The following is a 21,751-nucleotide window of genomic DNA, read 5'->3' as shown; positions in this document are numbered from 1 at the left end:
CAAAAAAAAAATAAGAATCTATCGAATTATGACATCATTTGAAAACCCAAAAGCAATTCGTCATTTTCAGTCAATTTGCGATAGTTGCCAAGACTTGGTTACTCATTTTCATACGCCATCTGATCTTAAATTATATAGTGATGGATACCTCCAAGCCTTAAGGAATTGCAGTAGTTTAGGGCAAAAAGATCAAGAAAAGTTGGAAAGATTAATTGAAAGATGGATATTGGATCCATCAAGTTTTATTGACCCAGATGGAGATGAAAACAAAGGCTTTTTTGATAAAAAAAGGATTTAAAATATTAATTTTTATTAACTAAATCAGTATTTATACTTAATAATTATCTTAAGACGCTAATGCAATTTCAATTTTTTCTTTTAGGGAACCTGAGTTGTACATTTCAATAAGAATGTCTGATCCACCAAGGAACTCTCCTTTTAAATAAACTTGAGGGATTGTTGGCCAATCTGAATATTCTTTGATACCTTCTCTGATCTCGAAATCGCTTAAAACATCAAAAGTGAAAAATTCAACACCTAGGGAATTTAGTATTTGAACTACATTATTCGAAAAACCGCACTGAGGCATTAATTTTGTTCCTTTCATAAATACCATTACTGGATTTGAACTTATTAGAGCTTGTATTTTATCTTTTGTTAAATTGTCCATAATTCAAGTTGGTGTTTCTGTTTTTAATGCCAGTGCATGAATGGCCTCTGAAGCTAGTTCTTCTTTTAATGCAGAATAGATAAGCTGGTGTTGTTTCACTAATGATAATCCATTAAATTCAGAAGCAATTACAGTTACTTGCAAATGATCATTTCCTTTAATATTTTCAACATATACTTGGGCATTTGGTATTTTTTTAGTGATTAAATTAATAACTTCTTTTTTCGTAATCATGATTTAAGTTAGTTAACCCTTGAATTGTGTTTCAACAAATCCTAGTTGGATAAGTTTTTGGTAGGCTTCTTTGCCTTCTGGAGTATTGGGGGACATTATTCTTATCGTCTCAATAAGTAATGGTACCGCAACTTCAGGATTTTCATTTTTTATATATAAAGAAGCTAATCTTCCATTTATTTCTGCCAAAATTGCCAATATTCCTTTCCCTTTTCTTTGCATTTCATTTGGTATTCTTGCATCAACTCCTTTAAAGGATGAATTTAGATCGGAATAAAAAGAAGCTAGTTGCTTTGCTAATTTTCTTGCATCTAGATAAGAATCCTTAGCTTTATCAAAATTTCCAATTTTTATAAATTTATCACCTTCCTCAAGGTAATATTTTACGTTTGAAATAGAGAGATTTTTACTATTACTTGAAAGTGCTTTAAAGTTATTTGGATTTTTAATTTCTGCGTGAACTAAATGTTTATAAGATAAATTTCCAAAAAATATGAAGAAAATGGGGATTAACTTTAAGAATTTCATATTATCTATAAATATTAGACTTAATATTAACTTATAAAGTATTCATCTACCGACTTTTTTTAAGGCAATTTTTTCAGCTTTACGCATTTTATTATTTAAGAATTCATTAAATTCATTAATAGATAGATTTAGATAATCACTCATTGCAATAGGCTCTCCAAAGGATAAACAAAATGTGCCTCTAAATCTTGGAGATACTTCACTATATGCAATACCAATAGGAATTATTGTGACGGAGGGTGTTTTTTTTGTTGCTAAAAGGGCTAATCTATAAAGTCCTTCTTTGAGAATTAATTTTTTTCCATATTTATTAATCTTTCCTTCAGGAAAAACAACTAATTGTTCACCTATCTCTATTAAATTTATGGCATATCTTAATGCGGATATTGAAGGAGAAAATTGATTTATGGAAAAACATCCAAGTCTTTTTAAAAACCATCCTTGTATTCCTTTCATCTCAGATCTTGTAACCATAAATCTGGAATCCTTATTGGTTACTCTCCTACCCATTGCCATAGTAAGAACTAATCCATCCCATCTTGATCTATGGGTTGGAGCCAAAATAATAGATGAGTTTTTTGGTATTGAGAAGTTTTTATTAATTATTTGCCTTTTTCTAAAAAAAAACCTCAAAACAATGTCCTGGGTAACGAACATTGCGATAATTCCCAATAATGGGTTGATTTTGTAGCAAATATTTAATGGATCTTTCTTCAAAATCAATTTACTATTTATTAATAATTTACGTGTTTGTAATTTTTTATTAGCTATTATTGGGCGGTTACTAGATTGTCTAGAAACTAAAGATTTTGAAATTATGACTACTTTAGGAGTAAATATTGACCATATTGCAAATGTAAGGCAAGCAAGAAAAACTGTAGAACCTGATCCTGTACAATTTGCTTTTTTAGCTGAATTAGGTGGGGCAGATTCAATTACAGTTCATCTAAGAGAAGATAGAAGACATATTCAAGATAGGGACGTATTCCTTTTGAAAGAAACTATAAAAACAAAACTCAATTTAGAGATGGCTGCAACAGAAGAAATGTTAGAAATTGCAAGAAAACTTCTACCAGAATACGTAACACTTGTACCAGAAAAAAGAGAGGAAGTTACTACTGAAGGAGGATTGGATATAAAAAGTAATGTCAAATATTTTAAAAATTTCGTTGAAAATTTAAAAGATTCAAATATCGAAGTAAGTGCATTTATTGATCCTCAAATTGATCAGATTAACTATTCAAAGGAAATAGGATTTAAATTTGTAGAATTACATACTGGTAAATATGCTGAGCTTTCCGGTTATGATCAATATGAAGAGTTGCAAAGGATTATTGAGTCTACATATCAAGCAAATGACCTTGGATTAGTTGTTAATGCTGGCCATGGACTTAATTATAATAATGTTAAAAAAATTGCATCAATTAAAAATATGAATGAATTAAACATAGGCCATAGTATTGTTGCGAGGGCTTTAGCGGTAGGATTAGAAAAGTCTGTTCGTGAAATGAAGTCTCTCATTACATTAAATTAAATTTTAAAAATGACAACATATTTTTTCGTCGCAGCAAGTGAAAAGTTTTTAACAATTGAAGAACCACTTGAAGAGATTTTGAAAGAGAGGGAGAGGAATTACAAAGAAAACAATAAAGAAAAAGATTTTTGGCTATTAAAAAATCCATCTTTTTTGCAAACTAAGCAATTTGTCGATCTAACAACAAAGATTCCATCACCACCTGCAGCTGTTTTATCAACTGATAAAAAATTTATAATTTTTTTAAAGCTTCGTTTAGAATTTGTTGCTGTTGGGGAATTCGAATGTCCTAATGCAGAAATAACTGATCCATTTAGAGTTGAGTAATATAACAAACCAGTAAATTGCTCAATCTATACAAGTCAAATAAAATTGAAGTAATTAGTGAGCTCTTGGCAGAAGAATTAAAAATATATCCTCCTGTTATAAATGAGAATTTAGAAATAGCTGTTCCTAATTATTTTTTTGGTAAGTGGTTAAGAGAACAAATAACTATAAAAAACAAAATTAGTGCTCTTTATCAATTAAAGACAATATCAAGTTATACCGAATCATTATTGACAAATTTTTTTCCAGGAATCGATATGGGTTTATGGAATTTTGAGTCAATTAAATGGGCCATTATTGATTCATTAGAAGAATTGAATAGCTATAAAGAATCATTTCCGCTTAGAAATTGGATAAATAAATATTTGGATAATAAAAAGACAATTGATGGAGACCTATACAATTTGACAAAAAAAATTACGCAGAATTTTATTGATTACCTTATTTTCAGACCAGAAATGATTGCTGATTGGAATAGATATGAAATTAATTCACTTAATCTATTTAAGAATTTAAATACAGATCAATTTTGGCAACCTATTTTATATAAATTATTAGAGAAAAAGATATCTGAAAAACCTTCATGTTTATACATGATTGAAGTAATAAAGAATTTAAAAAAAATAAAAGACTTACAAGGTAAGCTACCAAATCAAATTTATATTATTGCTGACAATAACTTATCTAAACTACATATTAACTTTTATTCAGAACTTTCAAAATTTACTAAGATAAATTTATATTTATTATCTCCAGGAGATGATTTATGGAATAGAATAAATTTCCTTGAAGGTGAGTTGGCATTTGATAATTTTGAAAGTAAATTCAATTTTAAAAATACAAATATAGAGAAAATATTTGGCAAATTTGGAGCAAACTTTCATAAATTAATTGATGAGAATATTTATAATGAAGGAATAAATTTAAAAAATAATTTAATATATATCGATCCAACAACTAATTTTCATGAGAAGAAAGATATTCCTCTTCTTAACCAAATACAAAAAAGACTAATTGATAATAATAGTAATGATTTTGTAATAAATGAAAGTGATGATTCAATATTACTTTGTGAGCATTTTAATCAAAATAATCAACTAGAATATATAAGAAATAAAATTATAGAAATAATAAATTCTTGCGACGATATTAAATATAGAGATATTGCTGTTTTATCTCCACAAACTAATCAAATCAAACCTTATTTAAGGTATATCTTTAATAATGAGTTAATTAATGGTGAAAAGATACCTTATTGTTTTATTGATGAGGAAAATGATGATTATCCAGATATTTATAAATTTTTAATTGACATCACTGAAATAGCAAACGAAAAAATTACTCTTGAAAAAATAGATTATATTCTTTCGAAAAAAGTAATTCAGAAAATTTTTGATTTTGATATTACTGAGAAGGATGAAATTATTTTCTTACTTACTCAAGTTGGTTTTCATTGGGGATTAGATGCTAATGAAAGATTAGGTGAAGAAAAAAATACTCTAGAGTGGTGTATAAATAGAATTACTTTAGGCCTAATTTATGATAAAGATGTCAATTTAATCAGTTTTAATTTAAAACCATTTAGTTTCAAAAATACAAGTTTAGACTTGAATAAATGGGTTAAATTATTACTTGATTTTAAAAAATATATTAATTTGCTAAGGGGATCTTTTTCCTACTCAACTTGGGTTGAAAAGATAAAGTTTATATTAAAAAGTATTGCTGATTCTAATGCAAATTTTAATTTAGAAATAAGTGAAATAAATAGAATTCTTGATAATAACTCAATACATTTAATACCTGATGATCTTATTTTGTTAAATGTTTTTAGAGAGATATTAATTTCTTGCATAATTAAAGTTAAATATCAAAGCAAATCACTCATCAACAAGGTACTTGTTTGTGATATTGAGAATTCAAGACATATTCCTCATAAGGTTATCTTCTTAATAGACATGAATAGTGTTTATTTTCCAAAATTATCAAAGAATGAAAATATTAATTTATTGAATAATAAATATCGCCTAGGAGATCCATCAGTTTTTGAAAGAGAGAAATATATATTTCTTGAGTTGTTAATTTCCTGTAGAGATAAATTTATAGTTTCTTGGGTAAAGAATGACAAAAACAATAAAAAATTAGATGTTTCTTTTCCTATAAAAGAGTTAATTTCTTTTTTTGATAGATTTTTAAACCAAGACCAAAGAGAACTAATAATTAAAGATTCAGATTTAAATAAAAAAGAAATAATTGATCATGATATTTCTAAGATAATTCAAAGTAATTATTCTTTAGCAGAAGAGATAGATTGGAATGAAAAAAAATTTGATATTAAAAATTACAAATTATCAGAACTTATTTATTGGTTCAAGACTCCACAAAAATATTGGCTAAATAAAAAAAATATTTCTCCCAAGGAAATATTTATTCATCATCCAGATGAGGAGAATATAAGTAATCTAGAGAAGTCGCGACTAATTACAAAAATAATCCAGGAGTTAGAGATTGATAATCATAATGTTATTGATGATTTAAAAAATTTGAATATTAATGATCAATTGGTTGAAAATGGGATTATTATGCCAAAAAATAGTATTTTTATAAAAGAAAAAGAAATCAAAGATTTATTAGAAAGTCTATCTAAAAATTTGAGTCAACATAATAAGATTAATAGAATTTATATTAAGTCAAATGCAAATAAAGAAGAATATTTCATCTCTGATGACACCGTAATTGAATTAATTCATACGAAACTAACTTTCAGTCGTTTGACGGAGGCTTGGATAAAATCACTATTCATTTCTTCTTTAAAGAAGATAAAAAAGACTAAAGTAATTTTTAGAACAGAGAATCAATATAAATCGCAAATTATTCAATCACCTGGAGCATTGGAGTCAAATTTAATTTTGGCGGAATACATAAATATTTTTAAAAATTATTCTGAAAACTGTTTACCTCTCCCTCCAGAGAGTGCTTATAAATATGTAGAAGCAAAAATAAAATCAAAAAATGAGAAAAAAGCTTTTATGGATAGATGGATTGGTAATAAAACTTTTTCTAAAGGAGAAAGAGATAATATCGAAATGAAATTATGTTTTGGAAATAAAAAAGAACCAGATTTCTTTTTGGGAAATAATAATTTTGATAAATTATCATTCATATTATATGGTCCTCTCATTAAAGCATTAAAGAAATAAATAATGACTAAATTTAAGTTAAAAATGTTTTTAAAAGCTACTTATGAAATAATCCTTGTATTTTTACAGTTCTTTATTATTAGCCTCCATTTTTTTCAATGGGAGTTTATTCCACAAAAACAATTAATTCAAGTCACTTCTTTTTCTTATTTTTTGGGGTTTTTAATTATCATAATCTCTTTCATAATATTGTTAGTTGCAATTAAAGACTTAGGAAGAAATTTATCCCCTTTCCCAAAACCTGTAAACAATAGCAATCTTGTTACTACAGGTATTTATCGATTAACGCGTCATCCTATGTACTATTCTTTAATATGTATTTCCTTTGGAGTTTTTATAACAAAGTTATCTATTTATTATTTATTTTTATCAACAAGTCTTGGTTTAATAATTAAATTTAAGATTGCTCTAGAAGAGCAATATTTAAACAATAAATTTAATAATTATTTACTTTATAAAAATGAGGTCAAATATTAATTAATAAAGATATGGATATTAATCAAATTAAATTAGATAACAAATTTAAATTAGTAGAAGCAAGTGCAGGAACTGGTAAAAGTTTCACTTTGTCTCACCTAGTTTTAAGAAATGTTTTGGAGAAAAAAATTAAACCAGATGAGATACTCTTATTAAGTTTTACAAAAAATACATGTAGTGAATTAAGAGATAAAATACTTTTGAGATTCCATAATCTAAAATTATATTTGCAAAATAATGATGAAATTAAGATAGATAATACGCTTAAGGATTGGTATCTAAAGTTTAAGAAAAAGGAAAAATCTAAAGAAAAAATTATATCCGAAATTGATAATTTTGTTAATGAAATTTATAAGTTACAAGTAACTACATTCCATTCTTTTTGCAATAATATTATTGATGAATATAGTATTGAAATAGGTGTAACTCAAGATCCATATATTGAGAATAATATAGATAATTTGTATAAAGATGTAATAGATAATTTGTGGATTGATGATTTTTTGAATCTTAATCATGAGCTTATTTCAGCAGTCAATAAAAAAAAAATAAGTTCTAGATTTGGGAGTAGGATCAATAAGTCATTTTTTGTAGAAATTTTAAAAAATATAGATCAAGAAAATATCTGTAAATTTAAAATAAATAATAAATATAAGATTATTGATTTAAATAATTATTTTAATGAATTTTTTTATTTAAATTGGAATGAGTTTTGTGTTGAATGGAATAAGAAAGGTAAGGAATTATTTTTACAACTTAAAGAGTTGGGGAAATTAATTAAAGAGAGTGGTGGGAAAAGTCAAATATATGCAGCAAAACCAAGAGATGATAAGTTTAATCAAATAATTAGTTGGATTGACGAGATTAACAAAAGGCTTAATTCTAAAAATGTGATTGATTTTATATATGATATTTCTAAAGATGATCTTTTATCTAAATATTTTTATAATGAAAATATATCTAAAGAAATTAATAAACATAATCTAAAAATAGATTTTACTAAATTTAATTTATTACAAGATAAAATTTATAAAATAAAAGAAGGTTTCTATACCGAATTTGTAAGAATATTTACCCAATTAGCTTATATAAAATTAATTGAATTAAAGAAAAGTTTTTCTATTTTTAACTTCAATGATCTTATAAAGACTGTAGAAAATACATTTCTAGATTCAGAAATTAGTAATAGTAATACTCTATCTAAAATTCAAAAAAGATTTAAATGTATCTTAGTAGATGAGTTTCAAGATACAGATATTACTCAGTGGAATTTAATAAAAAAGTTCTTTAATACAAAAAATCATTTTTTACTTTGTGTAGGTGATCCAAAACAAGCGATCTACAAATTTAGAGGTGGAGATATTGAAACTTATTTAAATGCAAGATCTAATGCAATCGAAGTTTTTAGTCTTACAGATAACTATAGATCCTCAAAAAAGTTAATCGATGTTCTTAATAAACTTTATAAGAATGGACTTAAACAATCAAAACTAAAATATAGGAAATTAACCTCTAGAATTAATGAAAATATAAATTCTGAATTTAAATATAAAGATGTATTTGAAATTGTAGAATTTTCAAAAAAAGAAACTGATATAGAGGATCTTGTAACTCATTACATAGTTAACTTTATTTTAAATAATAAAGAAATTGATATTAATAAAATTGCAATTCTTACTTTAAATAATTCGCAATGCTTAGATTTTAAAAATAAATTAAATCAGTTTAACCTTCCATGCAAAATTCAAAATAAACAAAATATTTTTGAAACAGAAGCAAGTTCTTTAATATGTTTATTCATTGAATGTTTATTAAATCCTAGGTCTTTAAAAAATATAACTTTGCTTGCTACTTCAAAGTTTATAGAAATAGAATTAGAATATCTAATTGATGATGGAATTAGTGAAAATTTAGAAATTTTAATTAATAAATGCATTACTTGGTCCCAGGAACTAAGAGAAAAAGGTTTTTTAAACATTGTTAATGAACTCCTTATAAATTACAAGTCATCCTGGATTATTCAAGATTCAGATTTAAATTCAAATTTATTTCAACTTTCAGAAATTGTTGAAATAGAATTAATGAATAATGATTTTAATCTCAATAAAGTCTTCAAATGGTATAAAAATCAGTTAGATCATATTTTAAGAATTTCTACTGGAGAAGATTTTTTGACGAAAGATTATAATCTTCAAAATGGAATAAATCTTTCTACCATTCATAGTAGTAAGGGCCTAGAATTTGAAATAGTTCTATGTCCATATCTCTCAAGTATTTCAAATAAGTCAAATAAAATTAAAGGACCTCTTTGGAAATCAAATATTGATAGAAACATATACATTAATATTTCTAATAATTATCCTAAGGTTGAAAAATTTAAATTAATAGAAGAAGAAGATTTATTTAAAGAGAGTGAGAGGTTAGTTTATGTAGCACTTACAAGGAGCAAATATAAACTAATTGTTTTTAATGATTTAGAAGATACAAATAATATTTTAAATAATGATTTACTTAATAATTTGGAAAATATCAATATATATAAGTCTACTTTTGAAGCTAGGATAGAAAAAGAGAAAATAAAAGAAATTTTTGCTAAGTTCCAAACCAACCAATTGAATAATAATCTTTGGAAAATAGATAATGTAAATAAAAAAATATCTACTGAATTTAATTCTGATCAATTAATTTCTTATTCAAGTTATTCTTCTTGGATACGTAAAGATAAAAATATTGATTCAGTCATTAATCAATATAAGGATTATGAAGATAATATATCAATTATCAAAGATTCTATTCTTAGGAAAAAAAAGAATTATCCTAATTATTTTTCTTATCCAAATCCCTTAAGTGAATTTCCAAAAGGAACTATTGCTGGGACTTGCCTACACAAAATAATAGAAAGATTTGAATTTAGAAACGATAATAATGAAGAATTAATTGATTTAATTATTGAGGAATTGAACTTTCATCAAATCGATAATTCTTTAGCTTTTAAAGTAAGAGATGCGATTTTAAGAATTATAAATATATCTTTAGGAAGCGAATTACAAAATAAGAAACTAGTTGATATTCCAAATGAATATTTAATTAAGGAACTTAAATATGATTTAACTCTATCTTATGAAGGTAGAAATATTAATTCAAATGATATATCAAAATGCTTTTTTTTAGATCAGGAATATGAATTTGGTGAAGAATATGCAAACAAAATAAATGATCTTCAAATTATGAATAAAGGCTTTCATTCAGGATGTATTGATTGTGTTTTCCCTGTAGGTAATAAATTAGAAGATAGTAAATGGTGGGTAATTGATTGGAAAAGTAATTTGATTTCTGGTAGTGATAATAGTGATTGTTTACCAAGAAACTATAACTATGAAAATATGAGAAATGAAATGATTAAACATCATTATCCATTGCAATCTCATCTTTATTTATTAGCATTGCATAGATTATTAAAGTGGCGAATTAAAAATTATCAACCACATAAACATCTAGGAGGATATATTTATTTTTTTTTAAAGGGATTGCCAGATTTTGAATTGTTTGAAAAATCTAAGTCGAAAGATATATCTCCAGGTATTTTTATTAGTAAAGCACCTTTAAAAAGAATTAATTATTTAGATAACCTTTTTTAGAATGACTAAAACTACTACTGATATTGAAAAGTTCCAATATGATCATATATTTAATTTAATATTAGGTATTTTCAAATTTAATGAAAAGAAATATGGAAATTTCGTAAAAGATGCAATAAGAATTTTGTTAGAGTTTGAAAAAAATGGTGAAACTATTATTGATGTAGATAATAGTTTAATAAACTTTGAATTATTAGAAGATGGCTGGCCCAATACTCATATAAATGTTCTAAAAAATATAGCTTTGATAGGTTCCCTTAATTCTCCATTCGTATTAGTAAATAGAAAATTATCCCTATCAAAATGGTCAAAAAAGATAGAAAGAGTTATTAATTTATTTCTAAAAAAAATAGATATCGATAATTTAATTAACTCGATAATTTATAAAGATGATAATAAAATTGATCAAATTAAAAATATATTTAAATATTCAAACTTAGTTTTCCTTCAAGGAGGACCAGGTACAGGTAAAACAACTTTAATAATAAAGTTAATACTAGAACTCCTTCAAATTGATAAATTTTTAAATATTGGTTTGTCTGCTCCAACGGGTAAAGCTACAGCTCGTCTAAAAGAAGCTCTTAATGATAAAAAAAATATTTCCTTTAGCAAATTTCTAGACCAAATAGAATTTCAAACTTTACATAGATGGATTTTAAATTCTCAAAATAAATCTCTTAAGTTGAAATTTAAACTAAAAGAGCTTGATATTTTCATAATTGATGAAATGTCAATGGTTAATATAGATTTGATTGAATCTGTTTTAAATTTGCTAGCAAGGGACTGTAAAATTATTTTAGTTGGAGATAAAAATCAATTGTCTCCAGTAAATAATTGTTCTATCTGGAATTATTTGTTTGAATATTGTGATAATAGTTCAATAAAATCTTGTGTAGTAAATTTAGAAAAAACTTATAGAAATATTGGAGATATAGCATTAATTAGTAGTTTAATATTTAATAATGATTTTTCTTTACTTAATCAAAAGATAAAAGAATTAGAAAAAGATAATAATTCAAAAGAAATTACTATTTCAAAAAGTAGAGAAAAAGATATTCCAAAAAATTTATTTTTTTCGATTACAAGTCATCTAAAACAATTAAATCTTTCAACTTCAAATTTAAGTAAAAAAAAATATATATTTGATGAGGGTATTGATAATTTATTGCTTAATGAAAAAGATTTAGTAGATAAGATATTTCTGGATTTAAAAAGTCACTTGATTTTATGCGAAAAAAATTCCGGAATATGGAGTGTTGAATATTTGAATGAAATTGTTTTTGGTCAAAAAAAACCCTATGACCTTAAAACTCTTAAAGAGGGTGTTCCGATCATGTGTACAAAAAATAATGATGAACTTGGTTTGTCAAATGGGGATATTGGAGTACTCATAGGTTTAAAAAATAAAAGAAAATATCTTTTTAGAAAATTTAATGATAATAACGAAGAAACTGTCGCATTAATTGATCCATCTAATTTAGAAAATGTTGTTCCAGCAATAGCCATCACTATACATAAATCTCAAGGAAGTGAATCTGAAAAAGTAAGCATTTTGTGGTCCCAAAAGTATAGAAGAAATCAATATGCTTTAAAAGAAAAACAAGATAATGAAAATATCTTTTGCAGAGATAATTTTGAAAGAAGGTTATTTTATACAGCTGTTACAAGAGCGAAAAAATTTCTAGATATATATTATTTAAATTAATTTTTATTTTTGAGAAATTTGTAAGATTTTAACCCTAAGATGTTAGATTAATTATTCGGCTCTGTAAGGCTAATCAACAATTAAAGTCAATTTAGATATTTGTTGAATGCCTAATCAGAAGATTATTAGGCATTTAAAATGGCTTTAAAAAAAGATATTAACTCTCATAATAGTGAGAATGAAAAATTTCAGAATGAAGATCCTTCCCTACTTGAGTTAAAGAACTTAGAGAACAAAAAAGAAATTGAATCGCAACCATTGGAAGTATCTAAAGGAAAAGATAATGAGAATGGATTTCTCGATTTTGGTTTTAATCAATCGGTCTTAAATTCGTTAAGAAAGAAAGGATATAAAAATCCAACTCCCATCCAAAAAGCTGCAATTCCGGAACTAATGTTAGGCAGAGATTTACTAGGCCAAGCACAAACAGGAACAGGAAAGACTGCAGCTTTCGCACTACCATTAATAGAAAAACTTACAGATAATAATGAATTAAATGCCAAGGTTTTAGTTATGACTCCTACAAGAGAATTAGCAACTCAAGTGGCAGAATCTTTTAAAAGTTATAGTTCTGAATCTAGTAATTTTAAGACGGTTGCAATATATGGAGGTACTGACTATCGAAATCAAATTTCAGCATTAAAAAGAAAAGTTGATGTAGTTGTTGGGACTCCAGGCCGAATAATGGATCATATAAGGCAAGGGACTTTTAAAATTAAAGATATAAATTGTCTTGTTTTAGATGAGGCAGATGAAATGTTAAATATGGGTTTTCTTGAAGATATTGAATGGATAATAGATCAACTTCCTGGAAATAAGCAGATGGTATTGTTTTCAGCAACTATGCCTAGTGAAATTAGAAATATAGCAAAAAAATATCTAAATGATCCCGCCGAAATATTAATCAAAAGTGTCAAAAAAGAAACTCAATTAATTTCGCAAAAATTTCTATATGTACAAAGGCATCATAAGTTAGATGCTTTAAAAAGAATATTAGAACTTAATAACGAGGGAGTAATTATCTTCGTGAGGACAAAATTACTTACCACTTCAATAGCTGAAGCTTTAGAGAATTCAGGTCATACTGTGGCAGTACTTAATGGAGATATACCTCAAAATCAAAGAGAAAATACTGTAGATAGATTAAAAAAAGGATTTATTAATATCCTTGTTGCAACTGATGTCGCAGCTAGAGGATTAGATGTTGAGAGGATAAAACTTGTTGTTAATTACGATTTTCCTTTTGACAAGGAAACATATACTCATAGAATTGGAAGAACTGGAAGGGCAGGTAGATCAGGAGAAGCAATTTTATTTGTTAATCAAAGAGAAAAACATTTTCTAAGAAACTTAGAAAACTCAACAAGAACTAAGATTGAAGAAATTAATATACCAAGTAATAAAATAATAAATGAAAAAAGGATGGAGAAACTTATAGATAATGTTAATGAGAGTTCTTTAGCTAAAGATGAAAATGAAGAAAATAAAGCTTTGATTATTGATGTACTAGATAATTTAAAAGAAAAATTCTCTATGGATGACTCAAATATTGCAATGGCGGCGATTAATTTAGTAATAGGTAATAAATCATTTTTTGTTAATGAAGATGATTCTTGGATTAATAAACAAAATAATACTGATCGAAATAGATCAAATAGAAATATTAATAATCGTATGAGAAACTCAAATAGAAGAAATAATTATCAAAATGATTCTTTTGAAACCTACAAATTTAACTTTGGTAAATTTGATGGGGTTAGAGTTGCAAATATTATATCCTCAATATGTAATTCAACTAATATAAATGGTAGATCCATAGGTAAGATACAGATTTTTAATGATTATAGTTTGGTAGATTTACCCAGAGATCTGCATAGAGAAACTAAAAATAAATTAAAAAAAATTAAAGTCAGAAACTAGGAATAGAGAATGAAAGCTAGCAAATATAAATTCTTTATTTTTGTGAATCTGATAATCCTATTCAACTCTTTTAATAGTTCTTATTTAGCTCAAACGAAACAAAATTCAATCATAAAATTATTTTGTCTTCAGAGTGTCAAAGAGGAGATGATGAAAGCAGAAATGTTATATAGTGAAGAAATTGCGAATGAAACTTGTGATTGTTACTACGAAGAATTTACACAAACTGCAAGTCATCAAGATGCAAAAACAAAATGTAAATTAGAAACCAAAGAAAATTTAAATCATAATAGAAAAATTTAATTGTTATTTTATGAGGCCTAAGAACAATCAAAATCCAATAATTAGACTTTATTTAAATCTGATTCAAGAAAGAAGGTTACTATTTTTTGCTTTTCTTAGTTCCATAATTAATAAAATATTAGATTTAGCTCCCCCTGTAATAATTGGTCTTGCGGTGGATATCGTTGTAAAGGAACAGAATTCATGGATTGCAGGTTTTGGAATAAAAGAAGTTCCAGCACAATTGATTTTTCTTGCATTTGCTTCAGGAATAGTTTGGTCTGGTGAATCCTCTTTTGAATATTTATATTCGATTTTATGGAGAAATTTGGCTCAGCTATCGCAACATAAATTAAGAATAAAAGCTTATGAGCATATCCAGGAATTAGATATGGATTTTTTTGAAAATGATAATACTGGAAGGCTATTATCTATTTTGAATGATGATATAAATCAACTCGAGAGATTTCTAGACCAAGGGGCTAATCAGATTATTCAATTATTTATAACTGTTTTAATAATTGGGAGCACTATGATTTTTGTCGCTCCAAAAATCGCTTTATTTGCTTTCTTTCCTATTCCAATTATATTTTTAGGATCAATTAAATTTCAAAGGAAGCTCGCTCCAAAATATAGAGATGTTAGAAATAAAGCTGGACTATTGGCATCAAGACTTAATAATAATTTAAGTGGAATTCTAACCATAAAAAGTTTTACTAAAGAAAAATGGGAACTAAATAGATTAAATAAAGAAAGTTTAGATTATCAAAGAAGTAACAAAGCTGCAATAAAATTATCTTCTGCTTTTATACCTCTAATAAGATTTGCAATCTTATTTGCTTTTATAGCGATTCTATTACTTGGAGGTTTCCAAACTTGGAATAAGACACTTGATGTAGGAACTTATAGTTTTTTAGTGTTTATTACACAAAGACTATTATGGCCTTTAACTACTTTGGGGCATGTTTTAGATGATTTTCAGAGATCTATGGCTTCAATAGATAGAGTAATTGATCTCATAGATACGCCTATAAAAATAAAAGATGGAAAAATAAAAATTGAACCTAAAGATATCAAAGGAGAAATTATTTTTAATAATGTAAATTTTAATTATCCTGGACGAGATTTAACTTTAAAAAACATAAATTTCAAAATTGAAAATAACTCAACATTAGGAATTGTTGGTTTAACAGGTTCTGGGAAAAGTACAATAATAAAATTACTCCTTAGGATTTATGATAGTAATAATGGTTCAATAACCTTGGATGGCATTTCTATTAAAGAAATAAATTTAAGGGATTTAAGAAAGTGTATTTCTTTAGTAAGTCAAGAAACTTATTTATTTCATGGCAGTGTACAAGAAAATATTGCTTATGGCTCAATCAACCCAAGTCTTAAAGATATCATTCAAGCTTCAAAGATTGCGGAAGCTCATAAATTTATTGAACAATTACCTGATGGTTATAAAACTATAGTGGGGGAAAGGGGTCAAAGGCTCTCAGGCGGACAACGTCAAAGAATTGCCTTGGCGAGAGCTGTTTTAAAGGATGCACCAATATTAATATTAGATGAAGCTACAGCCTCAGTTGATAATGAAACAGAGGCTTTAATTCAAAAATCATTATCTAAAATCACTAAAGAAAGAACAACTATAGTAATAGCTCATAGACTAAGCACTATAAAAAATGCGGATAATATTGTTGTTATTGATAAAGGTAAAATAGTTGAAAGCGGAAAACATGAAAGACTATTAAATCAGAACAAAATATATGCTGATTTATGGAATGTCCAAGTAGGAATCTAGTATAGAATTTCTAAACTATATTAAAAAGTTAAATGATTCAATTACATTATTAAACATACCGTCAACTTTATTCCATCTCTCTTCATTAGTTCCCACGGCAAAAGTGTAAAGTGTTCCTCTATCAATTACAACAGTAGCTAATTCGTGTCTGGCCTTTTCATTTAAATTTAATTCATACTCTAAATCATAGAAGATATGATTAGATGCCTCTCTCTTATTGGTATTTATAAGTTTTACCTCTCTACCTGAACCTTCTGGAGCAATGACTTTATCAATTAATGTTTGGCCTACTTCACTTGGGCTTCCTAATTGCTCTAATTGAATCTCTTTATTTACATTAGAAATAACTAAACTTAAAGTCTCATTACTATTTATTAGATCATGATAAATAATTTCAGGTCCTCCATCGACTTTTACTCTTGTCCATCCTGTTGGATACAAAAAGGCATATCTTCCATCTGGACTTTGATAAGCTTCTAATCCCGCATTTAGTCCGCCACTACAAGCACTAAGTGTTAAACACAAAAAAATCAAAAATAAATATTTGAAAGGGTTAAATTTAATATTTTTCATTTTGTTTGAAATTACTAACTAAAAACATAATAAGACATTAAAAGCAAACAATTATGGCAATTCAGAATTTTGCGTCTAAATTATCCCTAGAAATAGTTTGATTTTGATTACTTATACCAAACCGCTTTCAAAATTAATTGGTCATTTTGAGAAATTCCCAGGGATTGGTCCAAGAACAGCACAACGATTAGCCCTGTTTATTTTAAAACAACCTGAAAGTACAATAAGAGATTTTTCAAAGGCTTTGTTAGAAGCACATAGTAATGTTGGTCGTTGCAAAAAATGTTTCAATTTGACTTCAGAAGATGAATGTGAAATTTGTAAAAATATTGAAAGAAATCAAAAACTAATCTGTGTAGTTGCAGAAACTAAAGATTTGCTTGCTTTGGAGCGCGCAAGAGAATTTAAAGGTGTTTACCACGTTATTGGTGGTTTAATATCCCCAATGGATTCTGTTGGCCCCGAACTCTTAGAAATAAGAAGCTTGGTAGAAAGAGTTAGTAAGTCTGAAATAGATGAGATCATATTGGCGTTGACCCCCAGTGTTGAGGGAGATACAACAAGTCTTTATATTGGAAAATTGTTAGCCCCTTTTACTAAAGTTACAAGGATTGCATATGGCCTTCCAATGGGTAGTGAACTTGAATATGTGGATGAAGTTACACTTGCAAGGGCTTTAGAAGGAAGAACAAAACTAAATTAGACAATGAGAGAAAATAATCTAATCAAGAAAGAAAAAATCCTAAGACTTCCCTCTTGGATTAAATTTCCTATTAGTAAAGCTTCAGAATTCGAAAGAATACAAACACTCATCAAAAAATCAAATATTCATACTATTTGTGAAGAAGCAAGATGTCCAAATAGAGCAGAATGTTATGCCTCAGGAACAGCCACTTTCTTACTGGGTGGATCCATATGTTCTCGTTCCTGTGCTTTTTGTCAGGTAAATAAAGGTAGACCTAGTTCTATTAATATTGATGAATGTACTCAAGTCGCTGAAGCAGTGAAAGTATTGAATTTGAAATATGTTGTTTTGACATCTGTAGCTAGAGACGATCTCCCTGATCATGGTGCAAATTTATTTATATCTACAATTAATGAGATTAGAAAAATTGATTCAACAATAAAAATAGAGGTTTTAACTCCTGATTTATGGGGTGGAGGAAAAAATTTTGATGAAACTAATAACCTTCAGACTGAGAGATTGAAGATGATTTTAGAAAAAGATCCAATATGTTTTAATCATAATCTTGAAACTGTTGAAAGACTTCAAAAAGAAGTTAGGAGAGGTGCGAATTACAAAAAATCCCTTGGTTTACTAAAAAAGTCAAAAGATATTGCTCCTCATATTCAAACTAAATCAGGCATTATGTTAGGTCTTGGGGAATCATTGGATGAAATAAAAAATACAATTTATGATCTCAAAAAAATAGATTGTGATCAAATTACAATCGGCCAATATTTAAGGCCCTCATTAAATCATTTGGCAGTTAAGAAATATTGGGATCCATCAGAGTTTGAATACTTATATCGCTTCTCTAAGGAATTAGGATTCAAGAAAGTATCTTCTGGCCCCTTAGTTAGAAGTAGTTATCATGCGGGTTAACTTTCTTTAATTAAAGAGAGTTTCTTTTCAAGTTTTTTCAATATGGAAATACAATCCCCGTTCATAAGTGTACCTGCACCTCCCCAGACCAATCTTAATAAAAGATCTACTGGGCTTGAACCAACTTCTTTAACGATTTTGAAACCTATTAACTTGAAATATCTTACAAGTTTTTTACTATATCCTTCACTATCAAATATAGCTAAAAGTCTTGCTTTGTTGCTTGATTTTTTTTCAATTGCCCAAGCCATAGTTGTTGCCCATATTAATTCTGAAACAAAGGCAGGAGCTTTACTAAGGATTCTTAATGTATCAAGTTGAATACCTTGTTTATTTAAAAAAGTCCAACCTTTCATTTCGGCCCAAATCTTTATTATGTTATCTTTCTGTTCTGCTATAACGATTCTAAAGAAACATAATCCGAGAGTTTCTCTAACTTGAATTTTAATTAATAATCCAATATTACTTGCTAGTTTTTCTAATTCTTCAACTTTCATGATTTTGAAAATTAGTTCTGATAGATTTTATGATTTTCCACTTTTAATCTGTCGATCTGTTTTTGTCTTTCTTCAAACCTTTTCCTATCATTATCACTAAATTGATCTATGCAGAAATGACATTGGATACCCTTTCTATATTCTTTTCTTTTTTGATCTTGAATTGAAACTGGCATTCCACATGCATGGCAAATCGAGTATGAGCCTTTTTCTAATTCATGATTTAAAGCAACTCTTTTATCAAAAACATAACATTCACCATCAAATAAGTTTTCTTCTTTTGGTATGTCATGGAGGTATTGAAGGATCCCGCCTCGTAGGTGATAAATATTTTTATAACCTTTCTTTTTTAGCAAACTAGTAGCTTTTTCACATCTTATTCCTCCGGTACAAAACATTGCTATTTTTGTAGACTCATTATTTTCTAAATGGGTATCTAAATGATCATCTACCCACTTGGGGAAATCGCTAAAATTTCTTGTATTTGGGTTTATAGAATTCTGAAATGTTCCTAAAGAAACCTCATAATGATTTCTAGTATCAATGACTATTGTATTTTGATTTTTGATTAACTTATTCCAATCAGCTGAGTCAATATAGGTCCCATTATTTTCTGAAGGGTTTATTTCAGGGCAACCCATGGTAACTATTTCTTTCTTGATTTTTATTTTTAATTTTTTGAATACTTTCTTTTTTGAAAAATTTATTTTAATATTCAAATTTCTATTATCTGTATATTTGTCAAGTAAATTGATAACAATATCAATTACATTTTTCTCTGCACAAATAGTTCCATTAATGCCCTCACTTGCAAAAATTAATAAACCTGAAAGATCGTTTTCATTTTCGATTTCTAATAATTTATTTTTTAAATCAAGAATTAAGTTTTCTTGAAATGGGAAGAAAGAGTAAAGAGAAACTATTTTATAATTTTTGCCTTTCATAAAGAAGATAATGTTTTTTCACAAGTATCAAAATCTTTGTTAAATGATACTCCAACCTCTTTAAGAAGTTTTCTGTCAGATTGAAAAGATGGATTTGAAGTTGTGAGTAACTCATCTCCATAAAAAATTGAATTTGCCCCACATTGAAAACATAAAATTTGGGCTTCTTTTGAAAGCTTTTCTCGCCCTGCACTTAATCTTATTTTACTTTTAGGCATAAGAATTCTTGCTGTGGCTATCATCCTTATCATTTCAATAGAATCAATTTCTTTATTATCTTCTAAACCAGTACCTTCAATAGCTACTAATGAATTTATAGGAACACTTTCAGGGTGTGGATTCATATTTGAAAGCACTTCCAAAAGAGATGCTCTATCCCCATTAGTTTCACCCAATCCTATTATCCCTCCACAACAAACATTTATTCCTGCATTCCTTACTCTTTTGATAGTATCTAGTCTGTCTTGAAAAGTTCTAGTCGTAATAATATTTTTATAATACTCAGGACTTGTATCAAGATTGTGGTTATAAGCGGTCAAACCTGCATCAGCCAGTCTGGAAGCTTGTTCTTCTGTAAGCATCCCAGCAGTAACACATGCTTCCATCCCTAAATCTCTTACACCGCTAACCATCTCTAGCATTGCATTAAAAGATTTTCCATCTCTAATTTCTCTCCACGCCCAACCCATACAAAACCTATCTGCACCCTCATTTTTTGCTATTTGAGCTCTTGCTAAAACCTCTTCAACTTGAAATTGTGGATGACTTTTGATTTCGCTAGCACTATAAATTGATTGGCTGCAGTACGAACAATTTTCTTCACATCCACCAGTTTTTACGCTGAACAATGATGCTAATTGAATGTTGTATTTGTTAAATTTTCTATGAACGGCTTGTGATTCCCACATTAAATCAATAAGAGGCATATTAAGTTTTTCTAAAATCTCCTCTTTATTCCAATCGAACCTAATTTCTTTTAATAACTGATTATTCGAATTAGGCATTTTTATTAGGAAGAATATTGAGAATCTTCAAAAGATTCATTTGGTAATGATTCTATACCGCCGAAACGTCTATTTCTTGATTGGTAATCAATTATTGCTTTAAGAAATTCTTGCTCATTAAACTCTGGCCAAAGTACGTCAGATATATAAATTTCTGAATATGCTAATTGCCATAATAAAAAATTACTTATCCTTTTTTCGCCACTAGTTCTTATTAGTAATTCTGGATCCTTAATCCCTCCAGTTAATAGCTCTGAATTAAATAATTCTTCATTAATTTCACTTGGTTTTATTTCCCCAGCAGAAGATTTTAATGCTAATTCTTTTGCAACTTTTACTATTTCTTGTCTCCCTCCGTAATTAACACATACATTGAATAAAAATTTATTGTTGTTTTTAGTAAGTGATTCTGAACTAGAGATTATTTCTTTTAAATTTTTTGGGAAAGGAGTTAAATCTCCAATAAATTTTATTTTTGTTGATTCTTCATGTATCTCTTTAATTTCATTTTTTAAAACTTCGCTAAAAAGATTTATAAGAAAATCAACTTCTTTTGTTGGTCTTGTCCAATTCTCAGTTGAAAAAGCGTAAACAGTAATTACTTTACAACCTAAATTTTTTGCAGCTTTGAGAATTTTTTTTAACACACTAACGCCTTGTTTATGTCCAAATGATCGGGGCAAACCTTTTCTAGTGGCCCATCTCCCATTGCCGTCCATAATTATTGCTACATGTTTGGGCAATTTTTGTTTATCTATTTTCATCAATAAGTGACTAATTTTATCGTCTATTACTTTTTCTAAATTCATTA

21 protein-coding genes are annotated in these 21,751 nt (G+C 27.3%); 12 read left to right on the top strand and 9 right to left on the bottom strand.

All coding sequences use genetic code 11. The features are described 5' to 3' along the window. Positions 1–28: 28 nt before the first annotated feature. Entirely contained in the window at positions 29–298 is a 270-nt protein-coding gene (locus tag HA145_RS05950) for a DUF6761 family protein (RefSeq protein ID WP_209128280.1), read from the top strand. 48 nt (positions 299–346) lie between these two features. Here HA145_RS05950 and grxD read toward each other — a convergent pair whose 3' ends face one another. Genes grxD through HA145_RS05930 form a run of 4 tightly spaced genes read right to left on the bottom strand, consistent with a single transcriptional unit; the run spans position 347 to position 2,089 of the window. Beyond that, on the bottom strand, positions 347–670 hold the full coding sequence (grxD, locus tag HA145_RS05945; protein WP_209128279.1) for a Grx4 family monothiol glutaredoxin: 324 nt from the start codon (positions 668–670) through the stop codon (positions 347–349). A 3-nt stretch (positions 671–673) separates the two neighbouring features. Then, positions 674–904, bottom strand: coding sequence for a BolA family protein (locus HA145_RS05940; protein ID WP_209128278.1), 231 nt, complete (start codon positions 902–904; stop codon positions 674–676). A 12-nt stretch (positions 905–916) separates the two neighbouring features. Continuing rightward, a complete protein-coding gene (locus HA145_RS05935) occupies positions 917–1,432 on the bottom strand; it encodes a hypothetical protein (protein WP_209128277.1) in 516 nt (171 codons plus the stop codon). A 42-nt stretch (positions 1,433–1,474) separates the two neighbouring features. Then, on the bottom strand, positions 1,475–2,089 hold the full coding sequence (locus tag HA145_RS05930) for a lysophospholipid acyltransferase family protein (protein WP_209128319.1): 615 nt from the start codon (positions 2,087–2,089) through the stop codon (positions 1,475–1,477). Positions 2,090–2,249: 160 nt separating this feature from the next. On the opposite strand from HA145_RS05930, the gene HA145_RS05925 reads away from it, so the two are divergent. The 9 genes from HA145_RS05925 to HA145_RS05885 all read left to right on the top strand — a co-directional run bounded on the left by HA145_RS05925 (position 2,250) and on the right by HA145_RS05885 (position 16,316). After that, on the top strand, positions 2,250–2,966 hold the full coding sequence (locus tag HA145_RS05925) for a pyridoxine 5'-phosphate synthase (RefSeq protein WP_209128276.1): 717 nt from the start codon (positions 2,250–2,252) through the stop codon (positions 2,964–2,966). 9 nt (positions 2,967–2,975) lie between these two features. Further along, positions 2,976–3,293 carry an MgPME-cyclase complex family protein gene (locus tag HA145_RS05920; RefSeq protein ID WP_209128275.1) on the top strand — a complete coding sequence of 106 codons (318 nt, stop codon included), beginning with the start codon at positions 2,976–2,978 and terminating at the stop codon, positions 3,291–3,293. 65 nt (positions 3,294–3,358) lie between these two features. Then, a complete protein-coding gene (locus tag HA145_RS05915; RefSeq protein ID WP_245151795.1) occupies positions 3,359–6,490 on the top strand; it encodes an exodeoxyribonuclease V subunit gamma in 3,132 nt (1,043 codons plus the stop codon). 24 nt (positions 6,491–6,514) lie between these two features. Continuing rightward, positions 6,515–6,967 (top strand): methyltransferase family protein, encoded by a 453-nt coding sequence (locus HA145_RS05910; protein ID WP_245151794.1) that lies wholly within the window; start codon positions 6,515–6,517, stop codon positions 6,965–6,967. Between the two features lie 11 nt (positions 6,968–6,978). Further along, positions 6,979–10,605 carry a UvrD-helicase domain-containing protein gene (locus tag HA145_RS05905; protein ID WP_209128272.1) on the top strand — a complete coding sequence of 1,209 codons (3,627 nt, stop codon included), beginning with the start codon at positions 6,979–6,981 and terminating at the stop codon, positions 10,603–10,605. Between the two features lies 1 nt (position 10,606). After that, entirely contained in the window at positions 10,607–12,310 is a 1,704-nt protein-coding gene (locus HA145_RS05900) for an AAA family ATPase (protein ID WP_209128271.1), read from the top strand. Between the two features lie 138 nt (positions 12,311–12,448). Then, positions 12,449–14,230, top strand: a complete 1,782-nt coding sequence (locus HA145_RS05895) for a DEAD/DEAH box helicase (protein WP_209128270.1) — start codon at positions 12,449–12,451, stop codon at positions 14,228–14,230. 147 nt (positions 14,231–14,377) lie between these two features. Further along, on the top strand, positions 14,378–14,533 hold the full coding sequence (locus HA145_RS09565) for a hypothetical protein (protein WP_245151793.1): 156 nt from the start codon (positions 14,378–14,380) through the stop codon (positions 14,531–14,533). Between the two features lie 10 nt (positions 14,534–14,543). Then, the gene (locus HA145_RS05885; RefSeq protein WP_209128268.1) at positions 14,544–16,316 is read left to right on the top strand and encodes an ABC transporter ATP-binding protein; all 1,773 of its coding nucleotides are present in this window, start codon (positions 14,544–14,546) and stop codon (positions 16,314–16,316) included. 15 nt (positions 16,317–16,331) lie between these two features. Here HA145_RS05885 and psbP read toward each other — a convergent pair whose 3' ends face one another. Then, positions 16,332–16,889, bottom strand: coding sequence for a photosystem II reaction center PsbP (gene psbP / locus HA145_RS05880; RefSeq protein ID WP_209128267.1), 558 nt, complete (start codon positions 16,887–16,889; stop codon positions 16,332–16,334). A 103-nt stretch (positions 16,890–16,992) separates the two neighbouring features. Here psbP and recR point away from each other — a divergent pair, with 103 nt between their 5' ends. Together recR and lipA are read left to right on the top strand one after the other, a co-directional pair. Continuing rightward, the gene (gene recR, locus HA145_RS05875) at positions 16,993–17,592 is read left to right on the top strand and encodes a recombination mediator RecR (RefSeq protein WP_209128266.1); all 600 of its coding nucleotides are present in this window, start codon (positions 16,993–16,995) and stop codon (positions 17,590–17,592) included. A gap of 3 nt (positions 17,593–17,595) precedes the next feature. Next, positions 17,596–18,495, top strand: coding sequence for a lipoyl synthase (gene lipA, locus HA145_RS05870; protein ID WP_209128265.1), 900 nt, complete (start codon positions 17,596–17,598; stop codon positions 18,493–18,495). On the opposite strand, the gene HA145_RS05865 is transcribed toward lipA, so the two are convergent. From HA145_RS05865 to HA145_RS05850, 4 genes are read right to left on the bottom strand one after another with little or no spacing between them, the layout of a single operon-like run. Continuing rightward, positions 18,492–18,992 (bottom strand): hypothetical protein, encoded by a 501-nt coding sequence (locus HA145_RS05865; RefSeq protein ID WP_209128264.1) that lies wholly within the window; start codon positions 18,990–18,992, stop codon positions 18,492–18,494. The genes lipA and HA145_RS05865 overlap by 4 nt on opposite strands. Before the next feature lie 11 nt (positions 18,993–19,003). Then, the gene (locus HA145_RS05860; protein WP_209128263.1) at positions 19,004–19,936 is read right to left on the bottom strand and encodes a rhodanese-related sulfurtransferase; all 933 of its coding nucleotides are present in this window, start codon (positions 19,934–19,936) and stop codon (positions 19,004–19,006) included. Next, a complete protein-coding gene (gene bioB / locus HA145_RS05855; protein ID WP_209128262.1) occupies positions 19,933–20,940 on the bottom strand; it encodes a biotin synthase BioB in 1,008 nt (335 codons plus the stop codon). Before bioB ends, HA145_RS05860 begins: the two co-directional genes overlap by 4 nt. A 5-nt stretch (positions 20,941–20,945) precedes the next feature. Further along, complete coding sequence (locus HA145_RS05850) at positions 20,946–21,749, bottom strand: isoprenyl transferase (RefSeq protein WP_209128261.1); 804 nt, start codon at positions 21,747–21,749, stop codon at positions 20,946–20,948. Positions 21,750–21,751: the final 2 nt, after the last annotated feature.

The organism is Prochlorococcus marinus XMU1411, assembly GCF_017696075.1.
GTDB lineage: Bacteria > Cyanobacteriota > Cyanobacteriia > PCC-6307 > Cyanobiaceae > Prochlorococcus_A > Prochlorococcus_A marinus_V.
Note: the sequence above shows the minus strand (reverse complement) of the source record. Positions and strands in the feature narration are given on the sequence as shown.

Coding starts and splice junctions, on each gene's coding strand:
- HA145_RS05905 (WP_209128272.1), top strand. CDS start 6,979: ATGGATATTAATCAAATTAAATTAGATAACAAATTTAAATTAGTAGAA.
- lipA (WP_209128265.1), top strand. CDS start 17,596: ATGAGAGAAAATAATCTAATCAAGAAAGAAAAAATCCTAAGACTTCCC.
- grxD (WP_209128279.1), bottom strand. CDS start 670: ATGGACAATTTAACAAAAGATAAAATACAAGCTCTAATAAGTTCAAAT.
- HA145_RS05865 (WP_209128264.1), bottom strand. CDS start 18,992: ATGAAAGTTGAAGAATTAGAAAAACTAGCAAGTAATATTGGATTATTA.
- bioB (WP_209128262.1), bottom strand. CDS start 20,940: ATGCCTAATTCGAATAATCAGTTATTAAAAGAAATTAGGTTCGATTGG.
- HA145_RS05940 (WP_209128278.1), bottom strand. CDS start 904: ATGATTACGAAAAAAGAAGTTATTAATTTAATCACTAAAAAAATACCA.
- HA145_RS05900 (WP_209128271.1), top strand. CDS start 10,607: ATGACTAAAACTACTACTGATATTGAAAAGTTCCAATATGATCATATA.
- HA145_RS05895 (WP_209128270.1), top strand. CDS start 12,449: ATGGCTTTAAAAAAAGATATTAACTCTCATAATAGTGAGAATGAAAAA.
- HA145_RS05910 (WP_245151794.1), top strand. CDS start 6,515: ATGTTTTTAAAAGCTACTTATGAAATAATCCTTGTATTTTTACAGTTC.
- psbP (WP_209128267.1), bottom strand. CDS start 16,889: ATGAAAAATATTAAATTTAACCCTTTCAAATATTTATTTTTGATTTTT.
- HA145_RS05935 (WP_209128277.1), bottom strand. CDS start 1,432: ATGAAATTCTTAAAGTTAATCCCCATTTTCTTCATATTTTTTGGAAAT.
- HA145_RS05920 (WP_209128275.1), top strand. CDS start 2,976: ATGACAACATATTTTTTCGTCGCAGCAAGTGAAAAGTTTTTAACAATT.
- HA145_RS05930 (WP_209128319.1), bottom strand. CDS start 2,089: ATGTTCGTTACCCAGGACATTGTTTTGAGGTTTTTTTTTAGAAAAAGG.
- HA145_RS05885 (WP_209128268.1), top strand. CDS start 14,544: ATGAGGCCTAAGAACAATCAAAATCCAATAATTAGACTTTATTTAAAT.
- HA145_RS05850 (WP_209128261.1), bottom strand. CDS start 21,749: ATGAATTTAGAAAAAGTAATAGACGATAAAATTAGTCACTTATTGATG.
- HA145_RS09565 (WP_245151793.1), top strand. CDS start 14,378: ATGATGAAAGCAGAAATGTTATATAGTGAAGAAATTGCGAATGAAACT.
- HA145_RS05925 (WP_209128276.1), top strand. CDS start 2,250: ATGACTACTTTAGGAGTAAATATTGACCATATTGCAAATGTAAGGCAA.
- HA145_RS05860 (WP_209128263.1), bottom strand. CDS start 19,936: ATGAAAGGCAAAAATTATAAAATAGTTTCTCTTTACTCTTTCTTCCCA.
- HA145_RS05950 (WP_209128280.1), top strand. CDS start 29: ATGACATCATTTGAAAACCCAAAAGCAATTCGTCATTTTCAGTCAATT.